Genomic DNA, 26,175 nt, shown 5'->3' on the forward strand with positions numbered 1-26,175 from the left:
GACGGGACGGAAGCTCCCCGCGTGTGGCGGGATGGGACGGAAGCTCCCCGCGTGAACTTCAGACAGGGCGGAAGCTCGGTTCCGCGGTCGAGACGGTGACGCTGTTGAGGAGGCGTTCGAGGGCGGCCTCGACGTCTTCCTTCCAGGTGATGGAGCTGCGGAGCTCCATCCGCAACCGCGGCCAGCGCGGGTGCGGCCGCACGGTCTTGAAGCCGACGCTCGTCAGGAAGTCGGCCGGCGTGACGCAACTCGGCTCTTCGTCGTCCGGGCGCGTGTCGCCGAACGCCTCGATGGCCTTCACGCCACGACGTGTCAGATCCTTCGCCACGGCCTGCACGAGCACTCGCGCGAGTCCTCCCCCTCGGAACTCGGGAAGAACGTCCAGCGACGTCATGAGGACCGCGTCCGGGCTCACCGGGGACGTGGGGAAGGCGGCACTGCGCGGAACGGCGGCCGGAGGTGCGTAGAACACCGAACCAGCGGGAATCCCGTCGCAGTAGATGAGGCGGCCGCACGAACCCCATTCGAGCAGGACGCTGGAGACCCAGGCTTCCTTCTCGAACTCCGTGTCGCCGTACTCCTCGGCCTGTTCTCGCAGGTGAGGCGCCAGTTCCCAGAACACGCACGTCCGGCTGTGCTTGGAGAGATGCTCCAGGTTGTCCAGCGTGACGCCCACAACGCGTCGCGACACCCCGACCTCCACCCCTCGATACGCACAGTAGACCCGTACGAGGGTAGGCGAATGTGACGGAACCGGGAAGGTACGTGCCCTGAACGGGACGACGGTTACACTCGCTCGGGACATTTCCCATACAGGAGTCCCACATGACTGCGCCCGGACAGCCCGCCAAGCAGGGCCCCAGAAGCCTCGACCCCCACCTCCGCCGCTACGCAGCGCGCACGGCAGGGATGACGGCGTCGGAGATCCGGGCACTTTTCGCAGTCGCGTCCCGTCCTGAGGTGGTCTCGCTGGCCGGCGGCATGCCGCACCTGGCCGCGCTGCCGCTGGAGTCGCTGTCCGCGGAAATCGGTCAGCTGGTGGCTTCCGAAGGCCTCGTGGCGTTGCAGTACGGCTCGGCGCACGGTGTTCCACTCCTGCGCGAGCAGATCTGCGACGTGATGGCGATGGAGGGCATCAACGGCCATCCGGACGACGTGGTGGTGACCGTCGGCTCGCAGATGGGCCTCGACATGGTCACCCGGATCTTCTGCGACCCCGGTGACGTGGTGATCGCGGAGGGGCCTTCTTATGTCGGCGCTCTCGGGTCGTTCACGGCGTACCAGGCGCACGTCGTCCACGTCGCGATGGACGCCGACGGGCTCGTGCCGTCGTTGCTGCGAGAGGCTCTCGAAGCTTGTAAACGCGCTGGTCAGCGAGTCAAGTTCCTCTACACGATCCCGAACTTCCACAACCCGGCCGGCGTGACGCTGGCGGTGTCGCGACGGGCCGAGATCCTGGAGATCTGCCGCTCGTACGGCGTGCTGGTCGTGGAGGACAACCCGTACGGGCTGCTGGGCTTCGATGGCCAGACGTACCCGGCACTGCGGTCGATGGACCCGGACAACGTCGTGTACCTCGGGTCGTTCTCCAAGACGTTCGCCGCCGGCCTGCGGGTCGGCTGGGTGCTGGCGCCGCACGCGGTCCGCGAGAAGCTGGTGCTGGCGGCCGAGTCGGCCACGCTGTGCCCGCCCACCCTGAACCAGATGATCGTCTCGCGGTACCTCTCGACCCAGGACTGGAAGGGTCAGATCAAGACCTACCGGGAGGCGTACCGGGAACGCCGGGACGCGGCGGTGTCGGCTCTCGAGCAGCACATGCCGCAAGGTTCCACGTGGAACATTCCGAACGGCGGCTTCTACGTCTGGGTGACGGTGCCGGAGGGCATCGACACGAAGGCGATGCTGCCCCGCGCCGTCACCGCCCGCGTGGCCTACGCGTCCGGCACCGGTTTCTACGCGGACGGCTTCGGTTCCCGCCAGCTGCGGATCTCGTACTGCTACCCGACGCCGGAGCGCATCCGGGAGGGCGTCCGCCGACTGGCGAACGTCATCGAGGAAGAGATGCAGCTGCACGCGACGTTCGGGGCGACGCCGGGCCGTCAGCTGTCCGGCCCGCAGACCCCGTCGCCCGACACCGCCTGATCCTTGGAGTTTTGCTGTGGCTGACCGCATGGTCGCTGTGCTGTCCGGTGGGCTCTCCCACGAACGCGAGGTCTCGCTCCGCTCCGGCCGCCGGTTGTCGGCTGCCCTGCGGTCGGTGGGCGTGACGGTGGAGGAGTGGGACGCCGACTCGTCGTTGCTGACGCGTCTGCGCACTTCCCGCCCGGACGCCGTCGTCGTCGCGCTGCACGGCGGCGAGGGCGAGAACGGGTCGGTGCAAGCAATCCTGGAGATGCTCGGAGTGCCGTACGTCGGCACCGACTCGCGGGCGTGCCGTCGTGCGTGGGACAAGCCGACCGCGAAGGCCGAGCTGGCCCGCGCGGGCCTGACGACGCCGGAGTGGGTCGTCCTGCCGCACGCGACGTTCCGCGAGCTGGGTGCTACTCCGGTCCTGGACGCGATGGTCTCGACGCTGGGGCTGCCGTTGATGCTGAAGCCGGACCAGGGCGGTTCGGCTCTCGGCGCTCAGGTGGTGCGTGACGCCGCCGAGCTGCCAGCCGCGATGGTCGGTTGCCTGGCGTACGGCGACACGGTTCTGGCCGAGCAGTTCATCTCCGGCGTGGAGGTGGCCGTGACGGTCGTGGATGGCCCTGACGGCCCTTACTCGCTGCCCGCGGTCGAGATCGTGCCTGAGACCGGGGTGTACGACTACACCGCTCGGTACACGGCGGGGCTGACGGACTTCCACGCGCCGGCCCGGCTGGACGCTGTCGCCGCCAAGGCGGTCGGGGAGCTCGCGGTCGCGGCACACCGGTTGCTCGGGCTGCGGGACGTGTCGCGGACCGACGCGGTGGTGGCCGAGGACGGCACGGTCTACTTCCTCGAAGTGAACGTGTCGCCGGGGCTGACCGAGACGTCGTTGCTGCCGATGGCAGTCGAGGCGGCGGGGCAGTCGTTGGGCGAGATCTACGCCGGTCTGATCGAGCGCGCCGTCGCTCGCTGATCGCCGAGCAACGCCCGTCCGAGCGGCGTCACCGCGTGCCGCACGGGGTGTTCCGCACGCGCATGCTGATGATCAGCCCAGCGCCTCGGGGAAGACTGGCGTGCTCGCTGGCAGATGTGGCGCCACGACAGGGCTCCCTCGACTATCGGACTGCCACCAAGGCGAAGATCTACTGATCCAGAATATGGTGACGCCCCGTATCCGTTTCGGATGCGGGGCGTCATCGTCACCGTGACATAAGGCCCGTGGGTGATCCTATGGGCCTACTCCGATGCCCGAATTGTCGCTTCTGGGCTCATCAGTCCGATGATCCTTTCAAGATCGTCAACTGACCCGAATTCGACGACGATCCGGCCTTTTCGCTGCCCGAGTTCGACCTTCACGCGGGTGTCGAAGTTGTCCGAGAGACGCTCGGCGAGCTCCTGCAGACCCGGCGCGTGCATCTGCTTGCGGGGAGCGGCCTTCTCCTTCTTCGGCTTCTCGTTCTTGGCGAGCGTCACCGCTTCCTCGGTCGCGCGGACCGACATGCCCTCGGCCACGATCTTGGCCGCGAGGTCTTCCTGCGTGCCTGCGTCGTCGAGACCGAGCAACGCCCGTGCGTGACCGGCGCTGAGCACGCCCGCCGCGACCCGTCGTTGGACGGGGAGGGGGAGCTTGAGAAGGCGGATCGTGTTCGTGACGACGGGCCGGCTGCGGCCGATCTTGTCGGCGAGCTGCTCGTGCGTGACGCCGAACTCCTCGAGCAGCTGCTGGTAGGCCGCCGCCTCTTCGAGCGGGTTGAGCTGGACGCGGTGGATGTTCTCCAGCAACGCGTCGCGCAGCATCACGTCGTCGCCGGTCTGCCGCACGATCGCCGGGATGGTCTTCAGCCCGGCCTGCTGCGTGGCTCGCCACCTGCGCTCGCCCATGACGAGCTCGTAGGTGTCCGCGGTGAGCTCACGCACCACGATCGGCTGCATGAGCCCGAACTCCTTGATGGAGAACGACAGCTCGTCGATCGCATCCTGGTCGAACACCTGGCGCGGCTGCTTCGGGTTCGTCTTGATCGCGGTGACCGCGACCTCACGGTAGACCGCCCCGGCGACCTCACCGATCGGCTGGGTCTTGGTCCCCGCCCCGTTGCCGGCCGCTGCGGGCCGGATGGTGCTGGGCGCACCGGGCGGAGGACCCTGCGGGATCAACGCGGCCAGGCCGCGCCCGAGTCCGCCCTTGCGCTGCTCCGTCATGCGCCCTCCTCCTTGGCCCCGCGGATCGCGATCTCCTTGGCGGCGTCGAGGTAGCTCATCGACCCGCGCGAGCCCGGGTCGTACGTCAACACCGTCTGACCGAATCCTGGTGCCTCGGAGACCTTCACGCTGCGCGGAATCACCGTCTTGAGGGCGACGTCGCCGAAGTGGCCGCGCACCTCGCTGGTCACCTGGTCGGCGAGCTTGGTGCGGCCGTCGTACATCGTGAGGAGGATCGTGGAGATGCCGAGGTCCGGGTTGAGGTGCTGCTGCACGAGCTCGATGTTGCGCAGCAGCTGGCTCAGACCCTCCAGCGCGTAGTACTCGCACTGGATCGGGATGAGCACCTCCTGGGCGGCGACCATCGCGTTGACGGTCAGCAGGCCGAGGCTCGGCGGGCAGTCGATGAAGACGTAGTCGGGGTTGATCGCGTCGAGCGCCTCAGGGGACAGCGCCTCCTTGAGCCGCGACTCGCGGGCCACCATCGAGACGAGCTCGATCTCGGCACCGGCGAGGTCGATCGTCGCGGGCACGCAGAACAGGTTCGGCGATGTCGGGCTGACCTGAGCCGCCTCGGCGATGGAGATCTCGCCGATGAGCACCTCGTAGACGCTCGGCGTGCCACTGCGGTGCTCGACTGCGAGCGCCGTGCTGGCGTTGCCCTGCGGGTCGAGGTCGATCACGAGCGTCTTGAGCCCGTGGATGGCGAGAGCGGCGGCGAGGTTCACCGTGCTCGTCGTCTTGCCGACGCCACCCTTCTGGTTGGCGACCGTGATCACCCGGCGGTGAGTCGGCCGGGGGAGCAGTGACTCGTCGGGGTGCAGCACGCTTGCCGCACGAGCCGCCTCTTCTGCAATCGGGGTCCACACCACGGCGCTGTCATCTCCGTTGTTGGTCGGCTTCGCTTTGGGTTTGGGAGGGTCGGTTTCACGTGGAACATCGGCTGACTGGAACTCCGGGTACACGCTCACCGATCCTTCCTCGTCTGGCGCTCGACGATCAGCACCGTCGTAGGCACCTCAAGTACGTCCGCTCCCACGACGACGACTGTGCCGTTCACGCCCCCCAGGCGTTGCACGGCAGCACCATCGCGGTCCAGCTCTTCCTGCGCGCGCTCACCCTTGAGCGCCACCATCCGCCCGCCGCCTTTGAGGAGCGGCAGGCACCACTTCGCCAACTTCTCCAGCGGCGCCACGGCCCGCGCGGTCGCCGCATCGCAGTTGAGGAGCTGCTTCCGCACCGGCCCTTCTTCCGCGCGTCCCCGGAGGACGGTCACGTTGTCGAGGCTCAGCCGTTCCTTCACTTCCTCGAGCCACGCGATGCGGCGCGCCATCGGCTCCAGCAGCGTGATCCTCAGATCCGGCCGCGCGATCGCCAGCGGCACACCCGGCAACCCGGCACCAGAGCCTACGTCGACGACACGCTCGTTCTGTCCGAACAGCCCCTCGATCACCGCCGAGTTGAGCACGTGCCGATCCCAAATCTTGTCGACCTCGCGGGGCCCAATGAGCCCCCGCTCGACGCCGTGCTCTTCTAGGAGCCTGACGAACTCGGCAGCACGGTCAACGTGCTCACCGAAGACGAGCTTCGCGTTGTCGGGCAACTCCCCGGCCATGTTCTCCGTCCGTGAGCGTTTCACGTGAAACCACGCGGCGGCTGCAACGTTCGGCGGCCGGTGGAAAAGCTGGCGAATGCCAGGACACCATCATGACGGATCGACCACGTGCTCCGCCAAATCCTGAGCGCCGTTTCACGTGAAACTTGGGGGAAAGTTGCGTCCAACCATCTACACGGTCGCCCATCCGGGTCCCGGCGTCGTTTCCACGATGGCTCATCCGGCCGGCGGGGTGTTTCTGGAGGGCAAGCTGCGCGGGCTGCGACAGGTCGGTGTCGACGTCCTCGTGTCAGCTCAGACCGACATCGAACGGGTGGAGTGCGATCTCCTCGACGAGGAACGGGTGGCGGTGGCGGCCGGCCTTCGGTTCGCCTGCTTTCCGATTGAGGACCGAACGGCGCCGTCGGTGTCCGACGCTCTCGCCTTCGTCCGGCCGCTCCACGCGTTGTACCGGGAGGGGGCGCATGTGGTGTTCCACTGCTGGGCAGGGATCGGACGGTCGTCGTTGCTGGCGGCGTTGTTGTTGGGGATGGACGGGGTGGAGCCTGCTGCGGCTTGGAGGTTGATCTCGGCGGCTCGTGGGCTTCCTGTGCCGGACACACGGGAGCAGGCGGGGTGGCTGGATGAGTGGTGGGAGTCGGGGGAGGGCCGGTTTCACGTGGAACAGTGACGGCGTGAGTCGGCGGTCCGTCGGCTCCTGTGGCCGCTGCAGGATTTCTGGCGTCTCCTATCGCGCCGTATCGACATGTCAACACCAGCCTCCGAACCCGAATCCATCCCGCGCCGCATGACCTCCGCTCCCTCTGGGATCGCCTTCTGGGGTTGCGGCCGGGTCGTGGTCGGGCCGGAACAGCAAACGGCCCCTGCGTCCGGGTGGACGCAGGGGCCGCGAGCGGTGGAGCGGTTACGGCTTCGGGAAGATGATCACGCGGCGCTGCGGCTCTTCGCCTTCGCTCTCGCTGTGGACGCCGGCGATCGAGGCGACGGCGTCGTGGACGACCTTGCGCTCGAACGGGGTCATGGGGTGCAGGCGGGCGCGCTCGCCTGAAGCCAGGACCTTTTCGGCGGTGGAGCGGCCGAGCTCTGCCAGCTCGGCCCGGCGGCCGGCTCGCCACTGGGCGATGTCCAGCATCAGGCGGGAGCGGACGCCCGTCTCCTGCTGCACGGCCAGGCGGGTGAGTTCCTGGAGTGACTCGAGGACGTTGCCGCGGGGGCCGACGAGCTTGGCCAGGTCCTCGCCGCCGTCGATGCTGACGACTGCGCGGCCGCCTTCCACGTCCAGGTCGATGTCGCCGTCGTAGTCGAGCAGGTCCAGCAGGCGCTCGAGGTAGTCGCCGGCGATGTCGCCTTCCTGGACGAGCAGGTCTTCGGTCTTGCTCTGCGACTGCGGCTCGCTCGAGGCGTCAGCCTCGGCCTCAGCCGGCGACGACGCCTCCACGTCGTCGGTCGCCTGCAAGGTCTCCGACACGATGTCTCCTCTCCGGGGCAGAAGCCCGAAATCAGCGGCGCTTCTTGTTGCCCGGCTTCTTGCTGGTGGATCGGCCTGAGATCAGGCCGGGAATCTCGGTGTTGGAGCTGCCGTTCGTCTCCGCCGGGGACGCGGGCGACGAGCCGCCGGGGCCTGCGGTCGGCATGCGCTTGGCGCCGTTGGCGGGCTTGGCTCCTGGGGCGGGCTTCTTCGGGTTGGTCGGCTTGGCGCCCGGCTTCGGGGCGAGGGCCTGGCGGGTTTCGACGACTGCGGCCTTCTTGGTCTCTTCCTCGGCGTCGATGCGCTTGTAGACGATGTGCTGCTGGCCGAGGGTCCAGGCGTTGTTGGACAGCCAGTACATCAGGATCGCGATGGGGAAGAAGAAGCCACCGACCAGGACGCCCAGCGGGAAGATGTAGAGCGTCAGCTTGTTCATGATCGCCGTCTGGGGGTTGTCCAGGGCGGTCTGGTTCTGGCGGGCGACCGAGTGGCGGGCCGTGAAGTGGGTCGCGATGGACGCCACGATCATCAGCGGCACGGCCACCAGGATCACGTTGGTGCGCTCGGTGCCGAACTGGGCGAGCTGCTCGGCCGGCATCGAGATGAAGGTGGAGAGGTTCGCGCCGAAGAGCTTGGCGTTGACGAACGACTCGACACCCTTCGCGTCGAAGTAGTAGACCTCGCCCCAGCCGGGCTTGAACGAGCGCAGCACGTGGAACAGACCGATGAACACCGGGATCTGCACCAGCATCGGCAGGCAGCCGCCGAGCGGGTTCACGCCGTGCTCGGACTGGAGCTTCTGCATCTCCGCGGCCTGGCGCTGGCGGTCGTTCGGGTACTTCTTCTTGATCTTCTGCATCTCCGGGGCGAACTCCTGCATTCGCCGCATGGAGCGCACCTGGCCGACGAACGGCTTGAACAGGATGGCGCGGAGGGTGAAGACCAGGAAGATGACGGAGAGCGCCCAGGCGAACCCGCTCGACTCACCGAAGACGTGGCCGAAGACCCAGTGCCAACACCACAAGATGAAGGACACCGGGTAGTAGATGAAGTTGAGCACGGAGCTACTCCTCGGTGGATACGTCGGGGACCTGCCGCCTCGGCGGAACGGGGTCCAGGCCTCCAGGGTGCCAGGGTCCGCAGCGCAGCAACCGGCGGATGGTCAGCCAGGTTCCCCGCAACGCACCGTGGACGGTCAACGCTTCCACCGCGTACGCGCTGCAGCTCGGGTAGAAGCGGCAGGTCGGCGGTAGCAGCGGCGAGATGAACTTCCGGTAGAAGTGCACCGGGAGCAATGCGACCTTCGCGGGCAACGTGGTCATCGCAGCACCTTGCGCAGGGCAGAGGAGAAGTCGGCGGCGAGCTCGGAGCTCGACGCCTCGGCTGCTGGAGCCAACGCCCGGACCACGACGAGAGTTCCCGGCGGCAGGTCCGCGAGGCACGGTCGCACGACGTGGCGAAGACGCCTGTACACGCGGTGGCGAACCACCGAGTTGCCAACTGCCTTGCTCACGACGAAGCCCACCTTGGACGAATCCAAGGTGGGCACGTCAGACGTCAAGGCGTGGACGACCAACCGGGGTCGTCCGGCGCGGCGGCCTCGGCGGACCACCAGGCCGAAGTCCTGGCTGCGGGTGAGCCGGGCGGCCGGTGGGAGCACGACGACGCTGCGCTAACCAGCCGCTGTCAGGCGGACAGCGTGGCACGGCCCTTGCTGCGGCGCGCGGCCAGAATGGCGCGGCCGGCGCGGGTCCGCATGCGCAGCCGGAAGCCGTGCGTCTTCGCGCGGCGGCGGTTGTTGGGCTGGAAGGTGCGCTTACCCTTGCTCACGGTCGGTCTCCCGGTGCTTCACTGCTGACAAAGCCTTGTGGTTGTCCCCGACGGCAGTGGACGTAGGCGCGCGAAAGGCGCCCGTCGCAAGCGGGAGACTCGTACGAGGGTACGCACGCCCGGGTGCGGTGACCAAATCGGGGTGGCCGACGCCACGTCTTGTGAGGCGTGCCGGGCCTTGTTACCGTTCTTCCCTCGCGCATGCCGGAGCTGGCGTGGGAGCCGCCACCGTACCGGCAACACAACGCACCGTTTAGTGCACAGTTGTGGATAACTCTGTGGATGCCTCTATTCTCCGTGTCCACGTGTGGAGTCATGTGCTCCAGTCGGAGGGGAGGGGGCGCAGAGGTGTCTAACCAGCAGGTCGACCTTGGTCTCGTGTGGGCCGAGGTGGTGCAGGAGCTCGCGACGAGCCACCTGTCCCCTCAGCAGCGCGCGTGGATGAGGGTCACCCGTCCGATCGGTCTTCTGGACGGGACCGCCCTGCTCGCGGCTCCGAGCGACTTCGCGAAAGAGGCGATCGAACGCGCACTGCGCGACCCGATCACCGCCGCGCTGTCCCGCCGGCTCGGCCGCACGGTCTCCCTCGCGGTGAAGGTCGACTCGCCGGAACCGGCGAGCCCGCCGACCACGCCCATCCCGGTGCAGGCGCCGCAAACGCTTCCGGGCATCCCGAACGGCGACACGCCCGGCCCCGTGATCACGGACGACGCGGTCGCCGCTGGAGCGACAAACGCTGATACAGCAACGGAGAGCTCGGACTCGGACGAGGTCGACGAAGCCGGCGACGCGCTCGCCGCCGTCACCGAGATCTGGCCGACCTTCAACACGGCGAACACCGCGGCCGGCGCGACGCCCAACGGGAACCTCCCGTACACACGGCCCGCCAACCCGTCGCCGTCGCAGACCCGGCTGAACGAGAAGTACAACTTCGACACGTTCGTCATCGGCGCCTCGAACCGGTTCGCGCACGCCGCGGCCGTCGCGGTGGCCGAGGCTCCCGCCCGGGCGTACAACCCGCTCTTCATCTGGGGCGAGAGCGGCCTCGGCAAGACGCACCTGCTGCACGCCGTCGGGCACTACGCCCAGCGCCTGTTCCCCGGCATGCGCGTGCGGTACGTGTCGACCGAGGAGTTCACCAACGACTTCATCAACTCGCTGCGCGACGACCGCAAGGTCGCCTTCCAGCGCCGCTACCGGGACATCGACGTTCTTCTCGTCGACGACATCCAGTTCCTGGAGGGCAAGGAAGGTACGCAGGAGGAGTTCTTCCACACGTTCAACACGCTCCACAACACGAACAAGCAGATCGTGGTGTCGAGCGACCGGCCGCCCAAGCGGCTGGAGACGCTGGAAGACCGCCTGCGCACGCGGTTCGAGTGGGGTCTGATCACGGACATCCAGCCGCCGGAGCTCGAGACCCGGATCGCGATCCTCCGCAAGAAGGCGGCGCAGGACCGGCTCGCGGCCCCGGCCGAGGTGCTGGAGTTCATCGCCGCCCGCATCGAGCGCAACATCCGCGAGCTGGAAGGCGCGCTCATCCGCGTCACGGCGTTCGCATCGCTCAACCGCCAGCCGGTCGACGTCCAGCTCGCCGAGATCGTGCTGCGCGACCTGATCCCCGACTCGCACGCGCCGGAGATCACCGCGCCGACGATCATGGCGGTCACCGCTGAGTTCTTCGGCGTCACGATCGACGACCTCTGCGGCCCGGGTAAGACGAAGGCGCTCGCCCAGGCGCGGCAGATCTCCATGTACCTGTGCCGCGAGCTGACCGACCTGTCGCTGCCGAAGATCGGGCAGACGTTCGGCGGCCGCGACCACACGACCGTCATGCACGCGGACAAGAAGATCCGCAAGGAGATGGCCGAGCGCCGCCGGATCTACGACCAGGTCCAGGAACTGACGTCGCGGATCAAGCAGCGCGCCCGCCACGCGCCCTGATCCACCCCGGGTACGACGAGGGGTCCTCCACCACGGAGGGCCCCTTTTTCGTTGCACATTTCGTTGCGCACGCAGCATTTCCGCGCGCGCGGGGATAGGACGCGGGGTCCCCGCGTACGGCAGGAGAGGACGAAGGGGCCCCGCGTGCGATCAGCACACGGGGCGTGCGCGCGCGCTCCAAACCCGGGTGGAGGTGAGGAGGGCGGATGCGGCGAGGGCTTGCTGCTCACCCGCAGCACTCGAAGGGGTGGGGACAACTGGAAAAACCTGTGGCCCCGGCCACGATCTGGCCACAGAAGCCTGTTGAACACCCGGGTACAACTGCCCCGCACCCGGGGACGCACCCGGGGACAACTGTGGACGATCTGTGGATCGAGAGGTGTGCACAACTGGCTGTCCCCGGGTGCGCCGATCTGTCCCCGGGTGCCATCCCCCCTTAGTCCACATGGAAGATGGGCTCCCGACCTGCGCGTTTAACACCAGTCCACACAATCCACAGCCCTTACTGTTACTGCTGTTGGATCTCTTCTAGGAAGAACTTCAAAGCAAAACAGCGGGGGATGGTTCCCGGGGATCGGTGCCCGAACCCCGAAGTGACGGGAAGGGCCAGGACGCTCTAACGTGGTTGCTCCGCACCTCGGGTCAGCTGAGGTCGAGGCTCCCTAACCCCCACTGGCACGTTGCTGTGGTTGGGCTTGTCGACTGTCGAGGAAAGGACGCCTCATGAAGATCCGCGTCGAACGCGACGGCCTCGCCGACGCTGTCGCCTGGGTCGCTCGCAGCCTTCCGTCCCGTCCGCCGGTCCCCGTGCTGGGCGGCGTGCTGCTCGACGCGGAGTCGGACGAGTCGCTGACGGTCTCGGGATTCGACTACGAGGTCTCGGCTCAGGTCGGTGTCCCGGCGACGATCGCCGACGGGGGCCGCGCGCTGGTCTCCGGGCGTCTGCTGGCCGACATCACCAAGGCGCTCCCGAACCACCCGGTCGAGATCGCGGTCGACGGCGCTCGCATGATGATCAGCTGCGGCAGTGCCCGGTTCAGCCTCCCGACGATGCCGGTCGAGGACTACCCCGCGCTGCCGTCGATGCCTCAGCTGATCGGTGAGCTTCCCGGCGAGGTCTTCGGTGAGGCAGTCGGCCAGGTCGCCGTCGCCGCCGGCAAGGACGACACGCTCCCGATGCTGACCGGCGTCCGCGTCGAGATCGGTGACGGCAAGCTGGTGCTCGTCGCGACCGACCGCTTCCGCCTCGCGATGCGTGAGTTCCCGTGGGAGCCGGACGCGTCCCTCGGCGAGGTGGCGGTGCTCGTCCCCGCCCGCACGCTCGGCGACGCGGCCAAGACGCTCGGCTCGTCCGGCGGCAAGGTCGAGATGTCGCTGGCGGCGAACGACGGACTGCTCGGTCTGTCCGGTTCCGGCAAGCGCACGACGACCCGCCTGCTCGACGCGGACTTCCCGAAGTACCGCCAGCTGCTGCCGACCGAGCACTCGGCCGCGGCGATCATCGAGGTCGACACGCTCGTCCAGGCGATCAAGCGCGTCTCGCTGGTCGCCGAGCGCGGCACCCAGGTCCGGCTCGAGTTCGTGGACGGCGGCCTGCGCCTGTCCGCCGGCGGCGACGACGAGGGTTCGGCCGAGGAAGAGCTTCCGGTCGAGTACACCGGCGACGCGGTCACGATCGCGTTCAACCCCGGATACCTCCTCGACGGTCTCGGAGCGGTTCGCACGCCCCGTGTCCACTTGTCCTTCACCACACCCAGCCGACCGGCGCTGCTCAAGCCGGTGGACGAGGATGGGAACGTGGCGCCGGGCTACCTGTACCTCCTGATGCCCGTTCGCCTGCCCGGCTAAAACCCTTACCGGGTAACGAGAAACGTTTAGGGGAGAACACCGTGCAGCTCGGACTCGTCGGCCTCGGCAAGATGGGTTTCAACATGCGCGAGCGGGTGCGCCGTGCCGGTCACGAGGTGATCGGCTACGACCGCAACCCGGAGGTCAGCGACTCGGAGTCGTTGGCGGACATGGTGTCCAAGCTCGAAGCACCGCGCGTGGTGTGGGTGATGGTGCCCGCCGGCGAGATCACCCGTAACACGGTGAAGGAGCTGTCCGAGCTGCTGTCGCCCGGCGACCTGGTGGTCGACGGCGGCAACTCCAAGTTCACCGACGACCGGATCCACGCGGACCTGCTGGCGGAGAAGGAGATCGGCTACCTCGACTGCGGTGTGTCCGGCGGTGTGTGGGGTCTCGACAACGGCTACGCGCTGATGGTCGGTGGCGACGCCGCCCACGTCGAGCAGGCGATGCCGATCTTCGACGCGCTCCGTCCGGAGGGTCCGCGCGAGGAAGGTTTCGCGCACGCGGGCAAGGTCGGCGCCGGTCACTACTCGAAGATGGTGCACAACGGCATCGAGTACGGCCTGATGCAGGCGTACGCCGAAGGCTTCGAGCTGCTCGACAAGACCGACGTCGTGGACAACGTGCCCGCGGTGATCTCGGCCTGGCAGCGCGGCACCGTCGTGCGGTCGTGGCTGCTCGACCTGCTGGTGCGCGCGCTGGAGTCCGACCCGGAGCTCGACGACCTGCGCGGGTACGTCGAGGACTCGGGTGAGGGCCGGTGGACCGTCGAGGAGGGCATCAACAACGCGGTGCCGCTTCCGGTGATCTCCGCGGCGCTCTTCGCGCGGTTCCAGTCGCGGCAGGAGGACTCGCCCGCGATGCGTGCCGTCGCCGCGCTGCGCAACCAGTTCGGTGGCCACGCGGTGCACCTGGCCGGACCGTCGTCCGGCGCCGGCAGCACCCAGGGCTAGCGAGGTGCACGTCAGACACCTCCAGGTCAGCGACTTCCGCTCGTGGGAACTCGCGAACCTGGAGCTCGAGCCCGGCGTCTCGGTGCTCGTGGGACGCAACGGCCAGGGCAAGACGAACCTGGTCGAGGCGATCGGGTACGTGGCGACGCTGGGATCGCACCGCGTCGCCACGGATGCGCCACTGATCCGGCACGGTGCTCAGCGCGCCGTCGTGCGGACGGCCGTGGTCAACGACGACCGTGAGCTGCTCGTCGAGCTCGAGATCACGGCGGGCAAGTCGAACCGGGCACGGATCAACCGCGGTCCGGTGCCACGTCCGCGTGATGTGCTCGGGATTCTGCGCACTGTGTTGTTCGCGCCAGAGGATCTCTCTCTGGTGCGAGGCGATCCGGGCGACCGGCGGCGGTTCCTCGACGAGATGCTGGTGTTGCGCGCGCCCCGGTACGCCGGTGTCCGCAGCGACTACGACCGTGTCCTGAAGCAGCGCAGCGCGTTGCTGAAGACGGTGAAGCACTCTCGATCGGCTGACCTCTCGACGCTCGACGTCTGGGACGGGCATCTCGCCAAGCACGGCGCGGAGCTCCTGGCCGCGCGGATGAAGCTGGTCCGCGACATGACGGACCACGTGACCACGGCGTACGCGGAGGTCGCTCCGGAGTCGCGTCCGGCGCTCATCTCGTACAAGTCGAGCGTCGGCGATCTCCCGGAAGACAGGGAGAGCATCGAGGACCTGTTGCTCGCCGAGCTCGATCGGGTGAGAAGGCAGGAGATCGAACGCGGGGTGTGCCTCGTCGGCCCGCACCGAGACGATCTCGATCTGACGCTCGGTGAGCTGCCCGCCAAGGGCTACGCCAGTCACGGAGAGTCATGGTCGTTCGCGCTCGCGCTGAGGCTCGGCGGCTACGAGCTGATGCGTGTCGACGGCATCGAACCGGTGCTCGTGCTGGACGATGTGTTCGCGGAACTCGACCGCGGCCGGCGGCAGCAGCTGGCGAAGGTCGCGGCCGCCGCCGAGCAGGTGCTGATCACCGCCGCGGTGGCGGAGGACGTTCCGGACGAGCTGAGCGGTGCCCGGTTTGAGGTAAGTGGCGGGGAGGTCCGGCGTGTCTAACTCAGATCCCCAAGATGTAGCTCGATCGGGTGTGTCCGCCCACACATCTGGGGACAAGTCTGTGGATGGTGTGGATAACTCCGTCACAAATCCGGACTTGTCCACAGGTTCATTCACACCTGAGGGTGAGCCACTGAAGGGTTCTGACCTCGCGCGGGCGGCTCTGGAGGCCGCGAAGGCGAGTGCGAAGGCCCGCGGGCGCACCCCCGGCAGCAAGTCGAAGGGCCGTCCGGTCAACCGCCGGCGCCGCCGTTGGTCGGGGCCGGGACCGGACGACCGCGACCCCCAGCCGCTCGGCCGGCTCGCGTCCAGGATCGCCGCGGACCGGGGCTGGGTCGAGCAACTCCAGGGTGGCCAGGTCTTCGCGCGTTGGGCAAAATTGGTAGGTGAGGACGTCGCTGAGCACGCGAGCCCGATTGCTCTCAGTGACGGGGAACTGACGGTCCAGGCGTCGTCGACGGCGTGGGCCACTCAGCTGCGCCTGCTGCAGCGCGATCTGCTCAAGCGGATTGCTGCGGGTGTCGGCCACGGCGTCGTCAAACGGCTCAAGATCAAGGGACCGGACGCCCCGAGCTGGCGACACGGCCCCAGGCACGCGCCTGGGCGCGGTCCGCGTGACACCTACGGGTGAGGTCCTGTCAAGGGCTCAGCGGCGATTCTGCGGCGCAATGAGCGTTCACCAGCGGATTTGAACCCCCTTTTCGGCCGTCCTGACCCGTCTCGCGCCTCGTGAGGCGCTCTGTGACTGAATCAAAGGTGTCCTTGCCCCCTTTCTGTCGGGGTGGCCCGGTAGAATCACGGGGAGCGTCACCCATCATCGTGCGGGCGGTGCCCGTATCAGCGAGGAGACTCCAGGCCCGTGTCAGCTAAGAAGAATGAGTACGGCGCGTCCTCGATCACCGTCCTCGAAGGCCTCGAGGCAGTGCGCAAGAGGCCGGGCATGTACATCGGTTCGACCGGCGAGCGCGGTCTGCACCACCTGGTCCAGGAGGTTGTGGACAACTCGGTCGACGAGGCGATGGCCGGCTTCGCGACGACTGTCGACGTCACCCTGCTGGCCAACGGCGGCGTCCGGGTGATCGACGACGGTCGCGGCATCCCCATCGACGTGCACCCGGTCGAGGGCAAGCCCACTGTCGAGGTCGTGCTCACCACGCTGCACGCGGGTGGCAAGTTCGACAGCGACTCCTACGCGGTGTCCGGCGGCCTGCACGGCGTCGGCATCTCCGTGGTGAACGCGCTGTCCACCGCCGTCGACGTCGAGATCAAGCGCCAGGGTCACGTCTGGACCCAGCGCTTCGAGGCCACCAAGGCGGCGCACGAGCTGCGCCAGGGCGAGCCCACCGACGAGACCGGCACCACGATCACGTTCTGGGCCGACCCGGACATCTTCGAGACCACCGAGTACAACGTCGAGACGATCGCGCGCCGCCTGCAGGAGATGGCGTTCCTCAACAAGGGGATCACGATCATCCTGCGCGACGAGCGCGTCTCGGAGGCGGACGAGGAAGCCGACGCCGAGGGCCACAAGGCCGCGGTGAAGGAGCGCGTCTTCCACTACCCGGGTGGTCTGGAGGACTTCGTCCGCCACATCAACCACACCCGCGAGGCCGTGCACCAGAAGGTGATCGGCTTCGAGGCGCAGGGCGAGGACCTCCAGGTCGAGGTCGCGATGCAGTGGAACACCGGCTACACCGCGTCGGTCTACACGTTCGCGAACACGATCAACACGCACGAGGGCGGCACGCACGAAGAGGGCTTCCGCGCGGCGTTGACGCGTGTCGTCAACGAGTACGCGCGCGAGAAGAAGCTGCTCAAGGAGAAGGACACCAACCTCACCGGTGACGACATCCGCGAGGGTCTCGCCGCGATCATCTCGGTGAAGTTGAAGGAGCCCCAGTTCGAGGGCCAGACGAAGACCAAGCTGGGCAACAGCGAGGCCAAGTCGTTCGTGCAGAAGTCGACGAACGAGCACCTGGCCGACTGGTTCGAGCGCCACCCCAACGAGGCGAAGACGATCGTCACCAAGTCGGTGTCGTCGGCGCAGGCCCGCATCGCCGCCCGCAAGGCCCGCGAGCTGGTGCGCCGCAAGGGTGCGCTGGACATCGGCGGCCTGCCGGGCAAGCTGAAGGACTGCCGCTCGACCGAGCCGGAGCGTTGCGAGCTCTACATCGTCGAGGGTGACTCCGCAGGCGGCTCGGCCAAGGAAGGCCGCGACTCGATGTACCAGGCGATCCTGCCGATCCGCGGCAAGATCATCAACGTCGAGAAGGCGCGCATCGACCGCGTCCTGAAGAACACCGAGGTCCAGTCGCTGATCACGGCGCTCGGCACCGGCATCCACGACGAGTTCGACCTCTCGAAGCTGCGCTATCACAAGATCGTGCTGATGGCCGACGCCGACGTCGACGGCCAGCACATCCGCACGCTGCTGCTCACGCTGCTGTTCCGCTTCATGCAGCCGCTCATCGAGCACAACCACGTGTACCTCGCGCAGCCGCCGCTCTACAAGATCAAGTGGCAGCGGGCCGAGCCGGAGTACGTCTACTCCGACCGCGAGCGCGACGCCGTGATCAAGGCAGGCATCGAGGGCGGCAAGAGGCTCGGCAAGGACGACAACATCCAGCGGTACAAGGGTCTTGGCGAGATGAACGCCGAGGAGCTGTGGGAGACCACGATGGACCCGGCGAACCGGATCCTGCGCCAGGTCACCATGGACGACGCGGCCACCGCCGACGAGCTGTTCAGCGTGCTCATGGGCGAGGACGTCGAGGCACGCCGTTCGTTCATCACCCGCAACGCCAAGAGCATCAAGTTCCTGGACATCTGAGTCCGGTCTTGGTCCCTAGGCATCCTGGCGTTTCTGGCGAGAAGGAAAGAGAACAGTGACCGATACGACTCTGCCCCCGCAGCACGACCGCATCGAGCCGGTCGAGATCCAGCAGGAGATGCAGAACTCGTACATCAACTACGCGATGTCCGTCATCGTGGGTCGTGCGCTGCCGGACGTGCGTGACGGGCTCAAGCCCGTGCACGTCCGGGTGCTGTACTCGATGTTCGACTCCGGCTTCCGTCCCGACCGCGGCTTCAACAAGTGCGCGCGCGTCGTCGGCGACGTCATGGGCAACTACCACCCGCACGGCGACTCGGCGATCTACGACGCGTTGGTGCGTCTCGCCCAGCCGTGGGCGCTGCGCTACCCGTTGATCCAGGGCCAGGGCAACTTCGGCTCGCCGGGCAACGACCCCGCCGCCGCCATGCGGTACACGGAGTGCCGGCTCTCCCCGTTGGCCATGCACATGCTGGCCGACATCGAGGAAGAGACCGTCGACTTCCGCGACAACTACGACGGCCGCATCCAGGAGCCGGTCGTCCTGCCGTCGCGCATCCCGAACCTGCTGATCAACGGCAGCTCGGGCATCGCGGTCGGCATGGCGACGAACATCCCGCCGCACAACCTCCGCGAGGTGGCGGACGCGGTGGTGTGGGCGCTGGACAACCACGAGGCCTCCGACGAGGAGACCCTCGAGGCGACGATCGCCCGGATCAAGGGCCCGGACTTCCCGACGTACGGCCAGATCCTCGGCACGTCCGGCATCGAGGACGCGTACCGCACCGGCCGCGGCTCGGTCCGCATGCGCGCCGTCGTCGAGATGGACGAGGACGCCAAGGGCCGCACGATCCTGGTCGTCACCGAGCTGCCGTACCAGGTCAACCCGGACAACCTGGTCGAGAACATCGCTTCGCTGGTGCGCGACGCGAAGCTCACCGGCATCGCGAACATCGCGGACGAGTCGAACCGACGCATCGGCATGCGCATCGTGGTCACGCTCAAGCGCGACGCGGTGGCGAAGGTCGTGCTGAACAACCTCTACAAGCACACCCAGCTGCAGTACTCGTTCGGCGTCAACATGCTGGCGCTGGTCGACGGCGTGCCGCGCACGCTGCGGATCGACCAGATGATCCGCCACTACGTGAAGCACCAGATCGAGGTCATCGTCAGGCGGACCAGGTTCCGTCTGCGCAAGGCCGAAGAGCGCGCGCACATCTTGCGCGGCTTGGTGAAGGCGCTCGACCACCTCGACGAGGTGATCGCGTTGATCCGCCGGTCGCAAACGCCGGACGAGGCGCGTGAGGGTCTGATCTCGCTTCTCGAGATCGACGAGGTCCAGGCCAACGCGATCCTGGAGATGCAGCTCCGCCGCCTGGCCGCCCTGGAGCGCCAGAAGATCATCGACCAGTTGGCCGAGATCGAGCTGGAGATCGCGGACCTCAAGGACATCCTCGAAAAGCCGGAGCGGCAGCGCAAGATCGTGCGCGACGAGCTCACGGCCATTGTGGACAAGTTCGGCGACGACCGGCGCACGAAGATCATCCCGTTCGACGGCGACGTGTCCATGGAGGACCTGATCGCCGTTGAGGACGTGGTCGTCACGATCACGCGCACGGGCTACGCGAAGCGCACCAAGACCGACCTCTACCGGGCGCAGAAGCGCGGCGGCAAGGGCGTGCAGGGCGCACAGCTGAAGCAGGACGACATCGTCGCCCACTTCTTCGTGTGCTCGACGCACGACTGGATCCTGTTCTTCACGAACAAGGGCCGCGTCTACCGCACGAAGGCGTACGAGCTGCCTGAGGCGAACCGCAACGCCCGTGGTCAGCACGTCGCGAACCTCCTCGCGTTCCAGCCGGACGAGGAGATCGCGCAGGTCATCCAGATCAAGAACTACGAGGTCTCGCCGTACCTCGTGCTCGCCACCCGCAAGGGCCTGGTCAAGAAGTCGAAGCTGTCCGACTTCGATTCCAACCGATCGGGTGGTCTTATCGGCATCAACCTGCGCGAGGACGACGAGCTGGTCGGCGCGGTGCTGTGCTCGGCCGACGACGACCTGCTGATGGTGTCCGCCGACGGCCAGTCGATCCGCTTCCACGCGACCGACGACGTGCTGCGCCCGATGGGGCGTGCGACGTCAGGCGTGCAGGGCATGCGCTTCAACGCCGATGACGAGCTGCTTTCGGTGGGCGTTGTCCAAGAAGGCCTGTTCGTTTTGGTCGCGACGGACGGTGGGTACTCGAAGCGAACGCCGATCGAGGACTACCCGGTCCAGGGCCGTGGCGGCAAGGGTGTGCTGACCATTCAGCACGACCGCCGACGTGGCAGGCTGGTCGGAGCGCTCATCGTCGACATCGACGACGAGCTCTACGCCATCACCTCGACCGGCGGGGTCATCCGGACCCGAGCCGAGCAGGTGCGCAAGGCTGGACGGCAGACGAAGGGCGTGCGGCTGATGAACCTCGGCGAGAGCACCACTTTGATCGCCGTCGCACGCAACGCGGACGAGCCCAGCGACGTCACTAACGGTGAGACGTCTGCCGCAGAAGAAGCAGCAGTGGACGCAGTTGTGGACTCTGACGCCGACCAGGCAGACACCCCCACCGACTCGGCCGAGTAGTCGGAATTGCTAGCGAGAGGCTAAGGACAGCTCGTGACTCCACCCGAGAACCGCGAAGGTCGGGACGCGGACAAGACCGCGGTGATCACCAAGCCTTCTTCCCAGAACGCTGCGAAGAAGGCGGACTCGGCCGCGCCGGCGGCCTCCGGTTCCTCGGGTGGGAACGCGCAGGACAAGACCAAGCCTGTGTCGGCGGAGAAGGCGGCCGAGGTCGCCGCACCCGCTGCTGCTCCCGAGACTCCCGCCGCTGCGCCGGCTGCTCAGGCCGAGCAGAAGACCGTTTCGATCGACACGCCTGCACCGGCTCCGACTCCGGCGCCCGCAGCTGCTCCGACTCCGGCGCCTGCCGAGACGCCGGCTCCGGCGCCCGTCGCCGAGCCGGTTGCCGCCGTCGCCGACGAGCCGGTCGTCGTGTCCGCGCCGCCGCCCTGGCAGCGCGTGACGAACGACACGGAGGCCTCCCAGGACTCGACCCAGGCGTACGTGGCTCCGGCCGCGCCGCCGGTCCCGTCCGCATCCGAGCCGTCGCCGGCCTTCCCGATGACCGACCCGGACACCGTCAAGGTGCAGAAGCCCGTGGTCACGGGTTCTGCCGTGCCGGTGGGCCTGGGCAGCAGCCGCACGTCGGTGAACATGGGCGCCGGGGCTCGTCCCGCAGCCGCCACCCCGTCGGCTCGCCGTCCCGGCCGCGGCCCGCGTCGCGCCTCGCTGCAGGTGAAGCGCGTCGACCCGTGGTCGGTGCTCAAGCTCGCCCTGGTGCTGGGCGTCGCGCTGTTCTTCGTCTGGCTGGTGGCGGTCGGCGTGCTCTACGGCGTGCTGCACGGCATGGGCGTCTGGGACAAGATCAACAGCACCGCGAACGACCTCCTCCAGGCCAACGAGCCGGGCGAGCCGCTGATCAGTGCCGGGCGCGTGTTCGGCGTCTCGGCGATCATCGGCGCGGTCAACATCGTGCTGTTCACGGCCCTCGCGACCGTGGGTGCGTTCGTCTACAACGTGTCCGCGGATCTGGCTGGTGGCTTGGAGTTGACGCTCTCCGAGCGTGAGTGACCCCCGGATTTGGGGCAGCGAAGGACGATCCTGTAAGGTCTTCCTCGTTGCCCCAAGGGGTGATGATCGAGGGCCTATAGCTCAGGCGGTTAGAGCGCTTCACTGATAATGAAGAGGTCGGAGGTTCAAGTCCTCCTAGGCCCACTCGATTTTCTTTCGAATCATCATCGTTCTGTCTGGGATTGCATCCCAGAGCCCCGGCCCAAGTCTCGCGAAGCCTGTAGGCTGGTGCGGTAGGTCGGGGCATTAACAGTCTTGGAGGGTTTCCAGTGGCTAAGAAGATCATCGCACTCGTCGTGGTTGCCGGTGCGGTTCTGTTCTTCGTCAAGCGCAGCCGTTCGGCGAAGGCCGACGCGGACCTGTGGCGCGAGGCCACCGCTCCCACCGACTGATGTCGCACTGATCCTGAGGGCGGCCTGCCGCCCCGGATCCATGGGGACGTAGCTCAATTGGCAGAGCACCGCCTTTGCAAGGCGGGGGTTAGGGGTTCGATTCCCCTCGTCTCCACGTATCGAAGGCTCGTGCTCGCAAAGAGCGCGAGCCTTTTACGTTCCGAGTGTTTTCTGGGGGCCGAGCCCCCAGACCCCAGCCGGGGGCAAGCCCCCGGACCCCCAGCCGCTCGACGCTTCGCGTCATCGCGGCTCACCTTGCGCGTCAGCTACTCCGAACCTTGTACCTCAGTGGTCTGAATGCGAAGCCCTGTTCGCCGTCGTCGCGAACAGGGCTTCAGTGCGTTTCCAGCAAACTCCGCTCGGTGACGTTCAGACGTTCGCGAGCGACTTCTTCGACGTCTTGCGAAGCGCGTCGATGCTCCACGCGCCGGCGCCCGTGAACACCAGCAGCAGGAACGCCCACGAGTAGACCGCGGCGAGCTCGCCACCGTTCTGGATCGGCAGCAGGCCGCGTGGCTGGTGCACCACGAAGTAGGCATACGCCATGGCGCCCGAGCTGATCAGTGCCGCCCAGCGAGTCCACAGGCCGATCAGGATGAGGCCGCCGCCGATCAGCTCGATGAGGCTCATCGGACCGGAGGGCCACGTGAGCAGGCTGGTTCCTTTGGACAGGTGCTGCACGCCGTGGATGACGAAGAACAGTCCGATGATGATGCGGAAGAGCGCGAGGGCGTAGTCGCGTCGTTGTTCGAGGAACTCCATGGGCAGGGTCCTTCCGTGGCGCAGGGCAGAGGCAGGGCACAAAAGGTATGGACCAATTAGAGTGTCCCGAAAAAGCGCCTTCGGGCATCTGGTTGACTGTTGCCCCTATGAAACGAGCACTGTTGCTGCCCCTGCTCGGCGTTCTCGCCGCGTGCGGCACCGAAGTCGTTCAGACCACGCCGGTGCCCGCGACCACGACCACCCAGGTCACGACCACGACCAGCGCGGCTCCGACAGTGCCGCCCGCGCCCCAGCCCGCAGCCGACGGCACCTGTCCGTACCTGGCGACGACCTTCGTGGCCGAGGCGAACGGTCAGCGCGTGCCGAAAGTGAAACTGTCAACGGATCAGCCGCACCCGGCGTGCTTCTTCTACGCCAACGCGACGGAGATCCAGCTGACCGTGCGCGTGTACGTGGGTGACGAGCGGATCGCCAAGAAGATCGTGAACGAGGCGGCGCCGGACGGTTCACAGCCCGCGAGTTCGCCCGCCGGGTGGACCGGAGGGTATGTGAGCAACGACAGCGGCGTCGTCTACGCCGTGGCGAAGAGCGACGCCGCTGTGGTCGTTACGAGCAACCAGAAGCAGTCGATCAAGGCTCGCCGCATCGCGGAGACCGCGATCGCGAACCTCAAGCTGTGACTACTTCACGGGTTCCTTCTGGGAAGGCACCTGGCCGTTGAGGACGGGCTCCGGCATCGGGGCCTGCTCCTCGTCCTGCAGGTGGACCTCCTCCGGCCTGCGCGTCAACGCGATGTAGCCGGCGACCGCGGCCGCGAGCAGCAGACCCATCACCCACGGCCAGCGACGGCGCTTCGGTGCGTCCGCACCGAGGTTCGCCGCGGCCTTGCGGATCTCCTTGGCGCGCGACTTGGCGTCCTTGCGCGCGTGCTTGGCGGCCTTTCGAACTTCCTTGCGCATTTCCTCGGCCCTGCTCATGAGCTCGGCGCGTGTCTTCGCGCTCTTCTTGGCGAGGCGCTTGCGGGATCGGCGAGTCTGCTTCTCCCAGTCCTCGGCCTTGCCCATGAGCGTGTCGGCCCGCTCCACGATGGCGCCGCGCACCTGGTCAGTCGTGATGCCGCGCTCCGCGAGCTTGACCTCAGCGGCGTGACCTGCGCGAACGACACCCTGACGCGCGGCCTTCAGACCGGTGCCGACAGCCTTGCCAACGGACTCGCCGGCGCGGGTCATGACGTCCACCTCGTCCATCCTGTGCTCCACACGTTGTCGTCCGGTGATGTCATAGAGGTACCCATCGTGCCCCTTTCTGAACATCGCCGCCCGTGGATGGCACGATGGGGTGGTGGCTGACAGCAACGAATCCTTCGTCGGGACCAAGGTGACGGCGACCCTGCACACCACGCAGGGCGACATCCGCATCAACCTTCTTCCCGACCACGCCCCCAAGACGGTGGCGAACTTCGTCGGGCTCGCCGAGGGCACCCGTGACTACACCGAGGCGAACGCGAGCGGTACGAAATCGGGTCCGTTCTACGACGGCACCCTGTTCCACCGCGTCATCGCCGGCTTCATGCTCCAGACCGGTGACCCGACGGGCACCGGCCGCGGTGGCCCCGGCTACCGCTTCGCGGACGAGTTCCACTCGGAACTGCAGTTCAACAAGCCGTACATCCTCGCGATGGCGAACGCCGGGCCCAACACCAACGGCTCGCAGTTCTTCATCACCGTGGCGCCGACGACGTGGCTGAACTTCAAGCACACGATCTTCGGTGAGGTCGCGGACCAGGAGTCGCGCGACGTCGTCGACGCGATCGGCAACACCACGACCGGTGCGGGCGACCGTCCGGTCAACGACATCAAGATCGAGCGGATCACGATCGAACGCGCGTGAGCAATGCACCCGTGCCACCGGACGGGCCGATCGGAGCGGAGCCGGAAACCCCGGTCTGCGCACGTCATTCCGATCGGCCCACCCGGCTGCGCTGTACCCGGTGCGACCGTCCGGCGTGCCCGGACTGTCTGCGCGAGGCCGCAGTCGGTCAGCAGTGCGTCGACTGTGTGAACGAGGGCAAGCGCACGGTCCGTCCCGCCCGCACGATGGTGGGCGCGCAGGTGTCGGACCGCGTGATCATCACGCCGGTGCTGATCGCGCTCAACGTGCTGGCGTACCTGGTGACCGTCTTCCAGGCGGGCAGCCCGATGAACAACGACAGGGCGAGCCTCTTCACGGCGACCTCGATGATTCCCGAGCTCACCGCCCAGGGTGAGTGGTGGCGGGTCGTCACGTCGGGCTTCATGCACTTCGGGTTGATCCACCTGGCGCTCAACATGGCCGTGCTCTACGTCGTGGGCCAGCACGTCGAACGGGAGCTGGGCAAGGTCCGGTTCAGCGCCGTGTACTTCCTGTCGCTGCTCGGCGGCAGTGCGTCGGCGTTCTACTTCGGCACCGTGTGCCAGCAGCTCGCCGGTGCGTCCGGTGCGGTGTTCGGCCTGATGGGCGCGTTGCTCATCCTGTGGAAGCGGCAGCGGCGGGACATCTCCACGATCGTCGTGGTCGTCGGCATCAACCTGGTGTCGAACCTCTTCACCAACGCCTCACTGCTCGGGCACCTCGGCGGGTTCGTGATCGGCGGCCTGCTGACGCTCGCGATGGTCAGGGCGCCCCAGCAGAACCGCAACCTCTACCAGATCGGTGCCGTGGTGGCCGCCGTGGTGTTGCTCGGCGTCATGTTCGCCCTGCGCGCGGCTCAGCTCGACACCGACGCCGAAGTCATCCTCGAGATCGCCAGGACCTGCCGCCCGAATTAGGGGCGCAGGGCGTGGAGCACTCCGGCGACTTCTTCCGGATCGGCGCCGAGGTCCAGTTTCGTGAGCACCACGAGACGGTCGTCGGCGTCGAGTTCCAAAGTCTGCTGTTCCCTGCCGAGCCGGCGGGTGGTCTGCAGCTTGACCTTCACCTCGTGCCACGGCAGGTGCGTGGTGTTCGCGAACCCGCGCACGGCGAGCCCGTTCACGTCCGCGGACAGGCGCGGCCGGGCTATCGTGGCGAACGCCGCGAGGTACGTGACCAGCAGCGTTGCCAGTCCGACGAGGAGACGGCCGGCGTTGTCGTTCGCGATGATCGTGGCGAACGCGAGCAGGAGGGCGAGCACCCACGCGCCGGCGACGAGCGGGGCGGGAGTGGACCAGGTGCGAGTCACACCGTCGAGTGTCCCGCATTCAATGTGGACAGCCGAACGTCTCCGCATGAGGGAAAACCGACGCTTGTGCAATTTCGCGCAAAGTTGTCCACAGGACTTGTCCCCAATGGGGATGACTTACAGCCGTGTGCTTCGGTGACGCTCAGATGAACCAGGTGAACCCGGCGACAACAAAGGTCGGCCCGGACGTGTGACGTCCGGGCCGATCTCGCTGACGACCTGGCGATCGTCGAGATGCTCAGGGCCATGGACGTCGG

26 protein-coding genes, 2 tRNA genes and 1 pseudogene are annotated in these 26,175 nt (G+C 67.4%); 17 read left to right on the forward strand and 12 right to left on the reverse strand.

Features of this window, described 5'->3' with window-relative positions:
• Positions 1-58: 58 nt before the first annotated feature.
• Positions 59-691 (reverse strand): GNAT family N-acetyltransferase, encoded by a 633-nt coding sequence (locus tag ABZX92_RS33815; RefSeq protein ID WP_355568509.1) that lies wholly within the window; start codon positions 689-691, stop codon positions 59-61.
• Between the two features lie 134 nt (positions 692-825).
• Here ABZX92_RS33815 and ABZX92_RS33820 point away from each other — a divergent pair, with 134 nt between their 5' ends.
• Together ABZX92_RS33820 and ABZX92_RS33825 are read left to right on the forward strand one after the other, a co-directional pair.
• Positions 826-2,142, forward strand: a complete 1,317-nt coding sequence (locus tag ABZX92_RS33820) for a PLP-dependent aminotransferase family protein (protein WP_355568512.1) — start codon at positions 826-828, stop codon at positions 2,140-2,142.
• 16 nt (positions 2,143-2,158) lie between these two features.
• Positions 2,159-3,103: a D-alanine--D-alanine ligase gene (locus ABZX92_RS33825; protein WP_355568514.1), complete on the forward strand. Its 945-nt coding sequence runs from the start codon at positions 2,159-2,161 to the stop codon at positions 3,101-3,103.
• A 263-nt stretch (positions 3,104-3,366) separates the two neighbouring features.
• Here ABZX92_RS33825 and ABZX92_RS33830 read toward each other — a convergent pair whose 3' ends face one another.
• The 3 genes from ABZX92_RS33830 to rsmG all read right to left on the reverse strand — a co-directional run bounded on the left by ABZX92_RS33830 (position 3,367) and on the right by rsmG (position 5,944).
• A complete protein-coding gene (locus ABZX92_RS33830) occupies positions 3,367-4,329 on the reverse strand; it encodes a ParB/RepB/Spo0J family partition protein (RefSeq protein WP_355568516.1) in 963 nt (320 codons plus the stop codon).
• Complete coding sequence (locus tag ABZX92_RS33835; protein WP_156213269.1) at positions 4,326-5,201, reverse strand: ParA family protein; 876 nt, start codon at positions 5,199-5,201, stop codon at positions 4,326-4,328. Before ABZX92_RS33835 ends, ABZX92_RS33830 begins: the two co-directional genes overlap by 4 nt.
• Before the next feature lie 95 nt (positions 5,202-5,296).
• The gene (gene rsmG / locus ABZX92_RS33840; protein WP_355568519.1) at positions 5,297-5,944 is read right to left on the reverse strand and encodes a 16S rRNA (guanine(527)-N(7))-methyltransferase RsmG; all 648 of its coding nucleotides are present in this window, start codon (positions 5,942-5,944) and stop codon (positions 5,297-5,299) included.
• 157 nt (positions 5,945-6,101) lie between these two features.
• Between rsmG and ABZX92_RS33845 the strand changes: the two genes are divergently transcribed.
• A complete protein-coding gene (locus tag ABZX92_RS33845) occupies positions 6,102-6,614 on the forward strand; it encodes a hypothetical protein (protein ID WP_355568521.1) in 513 nt (170 codons plus the stop codon).
• Between the two features lie 234 nt (positions 6,615-6,848).
• On the opposite strand, the gene ABZX92_RS33850 is transcribed toward ABZX92_RS33845, so the two are convergent.
• From ABZX92_RS33850 to rpmH, 5 genes are read right to left on the reverse strand one after another with little or no spacing between them, the layout of a single operon-like run.
• Positions 6,849-7,412, reverse strand: coding sequence for a R3H domain-containing nucleic acid-binding protein (locus ABZX92_RS33850; protein WP_355568524.1), 564 nt, complete (start codon positions 7,410-7,412; stop codon positions 6,849-6,851).
• 31 nt (positions 7,413-7,443) lie between these two features.
• Positions 7,444-8,472, reverse strand: a complete 1,029-nt coding sequence (yidC, locus tag ABZX92_RS33855) for a membrane protein insertase YidC (protein ID WP_355568527.1) — start codon at positions 8,470-8,472, stop codon at positions 7,444-7,446.
• 4 nt (positions 8,473-8,476) lie between these two features.
• Positions 8,477-8,734: a membrane protein insertion efficiency factor YidD gene (gene yidD, locus ABZX92_RS33860; protein ID WP_030480223.1), complete on the reverse strand. Its 258-nt coding sequence runs from the start codon at positions 8,732-8,734 to the stop codon at positions 8,477-8,479.
• A complete protein-coding gene (rnpA, locus tag ABZX92_RS33865; protein WP_355568530.1) occupies positions 8,731-9,072 on the reverse strand; it encodes a ribonuclease P protein component in 342 nt (113 codons plus the stop codon). Before rnpA ends, yidD begins: the two co-directional genes overlap by 4 nt.
• A 26-nt stretch (positions 9,073-9,098) precedes the next feature.
• On the reverse strand, positions 9,099-9,242 hold the full coding sequence (gene rpmH / locus ABZX92_RS33870; RefSeq protein ID WP_030465619.1) for a 50S ribosomal protein L34: 144 nt from the start codon (positions 9,240-9,242) through the stop codon (positions 9,099-9,101).
• A 348-nt stretch (positions 9,243-9,590) separates the two neighbouring features.
• Between rpmH and dnaA the strand changes: the two genes are divergently transcribed.
• The 11 genes and pseudogenes from dnaA to ABZX92_RS33925 all read left to right on the forward strand — a co-directional run bounded on the left by dnaA (position 9,591) and on the right by ABZX92_RS33925 (position 22,111).
• A complete protein-coding gene (gene dnaA / locus ABZX92_RS33875; RefSeq protein WP_355568533.1) occupies positions 9,591-11,186 on the forward strand; it encodes a chromosomal replication initiator protein DnaA in 1,596 nt (531 codons plus the stop codon).
• A gap of 723 nt (positions 11,187-11,909) precedes the next feature.
• Positions 11,910-13,034, forward strand: coding sequence for a DNA polymerase III subunit beta (gene dnaN, locus ABZX92_RS33880; RefSeq protein WP_355568536.1), 1,125 nt, complete (start codon positions 11,910-11,912; stop codon positions 13,032-13,034).
• Positions 13,035-13,075: 41 nt separating this feature from the next.
• Complete coding sequence (gene gnd, locus ABZX92_RS33885) at positions 13,076-13,990, forward strand: phosphogluconate dehydrogenase (NAD(+)-dependent, decarboxylating) (protein WP_355568539.1); 915 nt, start codon at positions 13,076-13,078, stop codon at positions 13,988-13,990.
• Positions 13,991-13,994: 4 nt separating this feature from the next.
• A complete protein-coding gene (recF, locus tag ABZX92_RS33890) occupies positions 13,995-15,101 on the forward strand; it encodes a DNA replication/repair protein RecF (protein WP_355568542.1) in 1,107 nt (368 codons plus the stop codon).
• 97 nt (positions 15,102-15,198) lie between these two features.
• Positions 15,199-15,732 carry a DciA family protein gene (locus tag ABZX92_RS33895; RefSeq protein ID WP_355568543.1) on the forward strand — a complete coding sequence of 178 codons (534 nt, stop codon included), beginning with the start codon at positions 15,199-15,201 and terminating at the stop codon, positions 15,730-15,732.
• A 228-nt stretch (positions 15,733-15,960) separates the two neighbouring features.
• Positions 15,961-17,931 (forward strand): DNA topoisomerase (ATP-hydrolyzing) subunit B, encoded by a 1,971-nt coding sequence (gene gyrB / locus ABZX92_RS33900; RefSeq protein ID WP_355568546.1) that lies wholly within the window; start codon positions 15,961-15,963, stop codon positions 17,929-17,931.
• A 55-nt stretch (positions 17,932-17,986) separates the two neighbouring features.
• On the forward strand, positions 17,987-20,554 hold the full coding sequence (gene gyrA, locus ABZX92_RS33905; protein ID WP_355568548.1) for a DNA gyrase subunit A: 2,568 nt from the start codon (positions 17,987-17,989) through the stop codon (positions 20,552-20,554).
• A 438-nt stretch (positions 20,555-20,992) separates the two neighbouring features.
• Positions 20,993-21,604 (forward strand): DUF3566 domain-containing protein, encoded by a 612-nt coding sequence (locus tag ABZX92_RS33910; RefSeq protein WP_355568569.1) that lies wholly within the window; start codon positions 20,993-20,995, stop codon positions 21,602-21,604.
• A 70-nt stretch (positions 21,605-21,674) separates the two neighbouring features.
• Positions 21,675-21,748, forward strand: a tRNA-Ile gene (locus ABZX92_RS33915).
• A 125-nt stretch (positions 21,749-21,873) separates the two neighbouring features.
• Positions 21,874-21,993 (forward strand): annotated as a pseudogene (locus ABZX92_RS33920) (DLW-39 family protein); the annotation flags it as partial.
• Between the two features lie 45 nt (positions 21,994-22,038).
• A tRNA-Ala gene (locus ABZX92_RS33925) sits at positions 22,039-22,111 on the forward strand.
• 254 nt (positions 22,112-22,365) lie between these two features.
• Here the strand turns inward: ABZX92_RS33925 and ABZX92_RS33930 are convergent.
• Positions 22,366-22,758, reverse strand: coding sequence for a DoxX family protein (locus ABZX92_RS33930; RefSeq protein WP_355568551.1), 393 nt, complete (start codon positions 22,756-22,758; stop codon positions 22,366-22,368).
• A gap of 107 nt (positions 22,759-22,865) precedes the next feature.
• On the opposite strand from ABZX92_RS33930, the gene ABZX92_RS33935 reads away from it, so the two are divergent.
• Positions 22,866-23,399 (forward strand): DUF2020 domain-containing protein, encoded by a 534-nt coding sequence (locus ABZX92_RS33935; protein ID WP_355568554.1) that lies wholly within the window; start codon positions 22,866-22,868, stop codon positions 23,397-23,399.
• Here the strand turns inward: ABZX92_RS33935 and ABZX92_RS33940 are convergent, their stop codons facing one another.
• Complete coding sequence (locus ABZX92_RS33940) at positions 23,400-23,966, reverse strand: hypothetical protein (protein ID WP_355568557.1); 567 nt, start codon at positions 23,964-23,966, stop codon at positions 23,400-23,402.
• A gap of 94 nt (positions 23,967-24,060) precedes the next feature.
• On the opposite strand from ABZX92_RS33940, the gene ABZX92_RS33945 reads away from it, so the two are divergent.
• Entirely contained in the window at positions 24,061-24,609 is a 549-nt protein-coding gene (locus ABZX92_RS33945; RefSeq protein WP_355568560.1) for a peptidylprolyl isomerase, read from the forward strand.
• A gap of 167 nt (positions 24,610-24,776) precedes the next feature.
• The gene (locus tag ABZX92_RS33950) at positions 24,777-25,526 is read left to right on the forward strand and encodes a rhomboid family intramembrane serine protease (protein ID WP_355568563.1); all 750 of its coding nucleotides are present in this window, start codon (positions 24,777-24,779) and stop codon (positions 25,524-25,526) included.
• On the opposite strand, the gene ABZX92_RS33955 is transcribed toward ABZX92_RS33950, so the two are convergent.
• On the reverse strand, positions 25,523-25,918 hold the full coding sequence (locus tag ABZX92_RS33955) for a PH domain-containing protein (RefSeq protein WP_355568566.1): 396 nt from the start codon (positions 25,916-25,918) through the stop codon (positions 25,523-25,525). The two genes, ABZX92_RS33950 and ABZX92_RS33955, sit on opposite strands and share 4 nt — an antisense overlap.
• Positions 25,919-26,175 lie beyond the last annotated feature (257 nt).

It is taken from the genome of Lentzea sp. NPDC006480 (genome assembly GCF_040611995.1).
Lineage (GTDB): Bacteria > Actinomycetota > Actinomycetes > Mycobacteriales > Pseudonocardiaceae > Lentzea.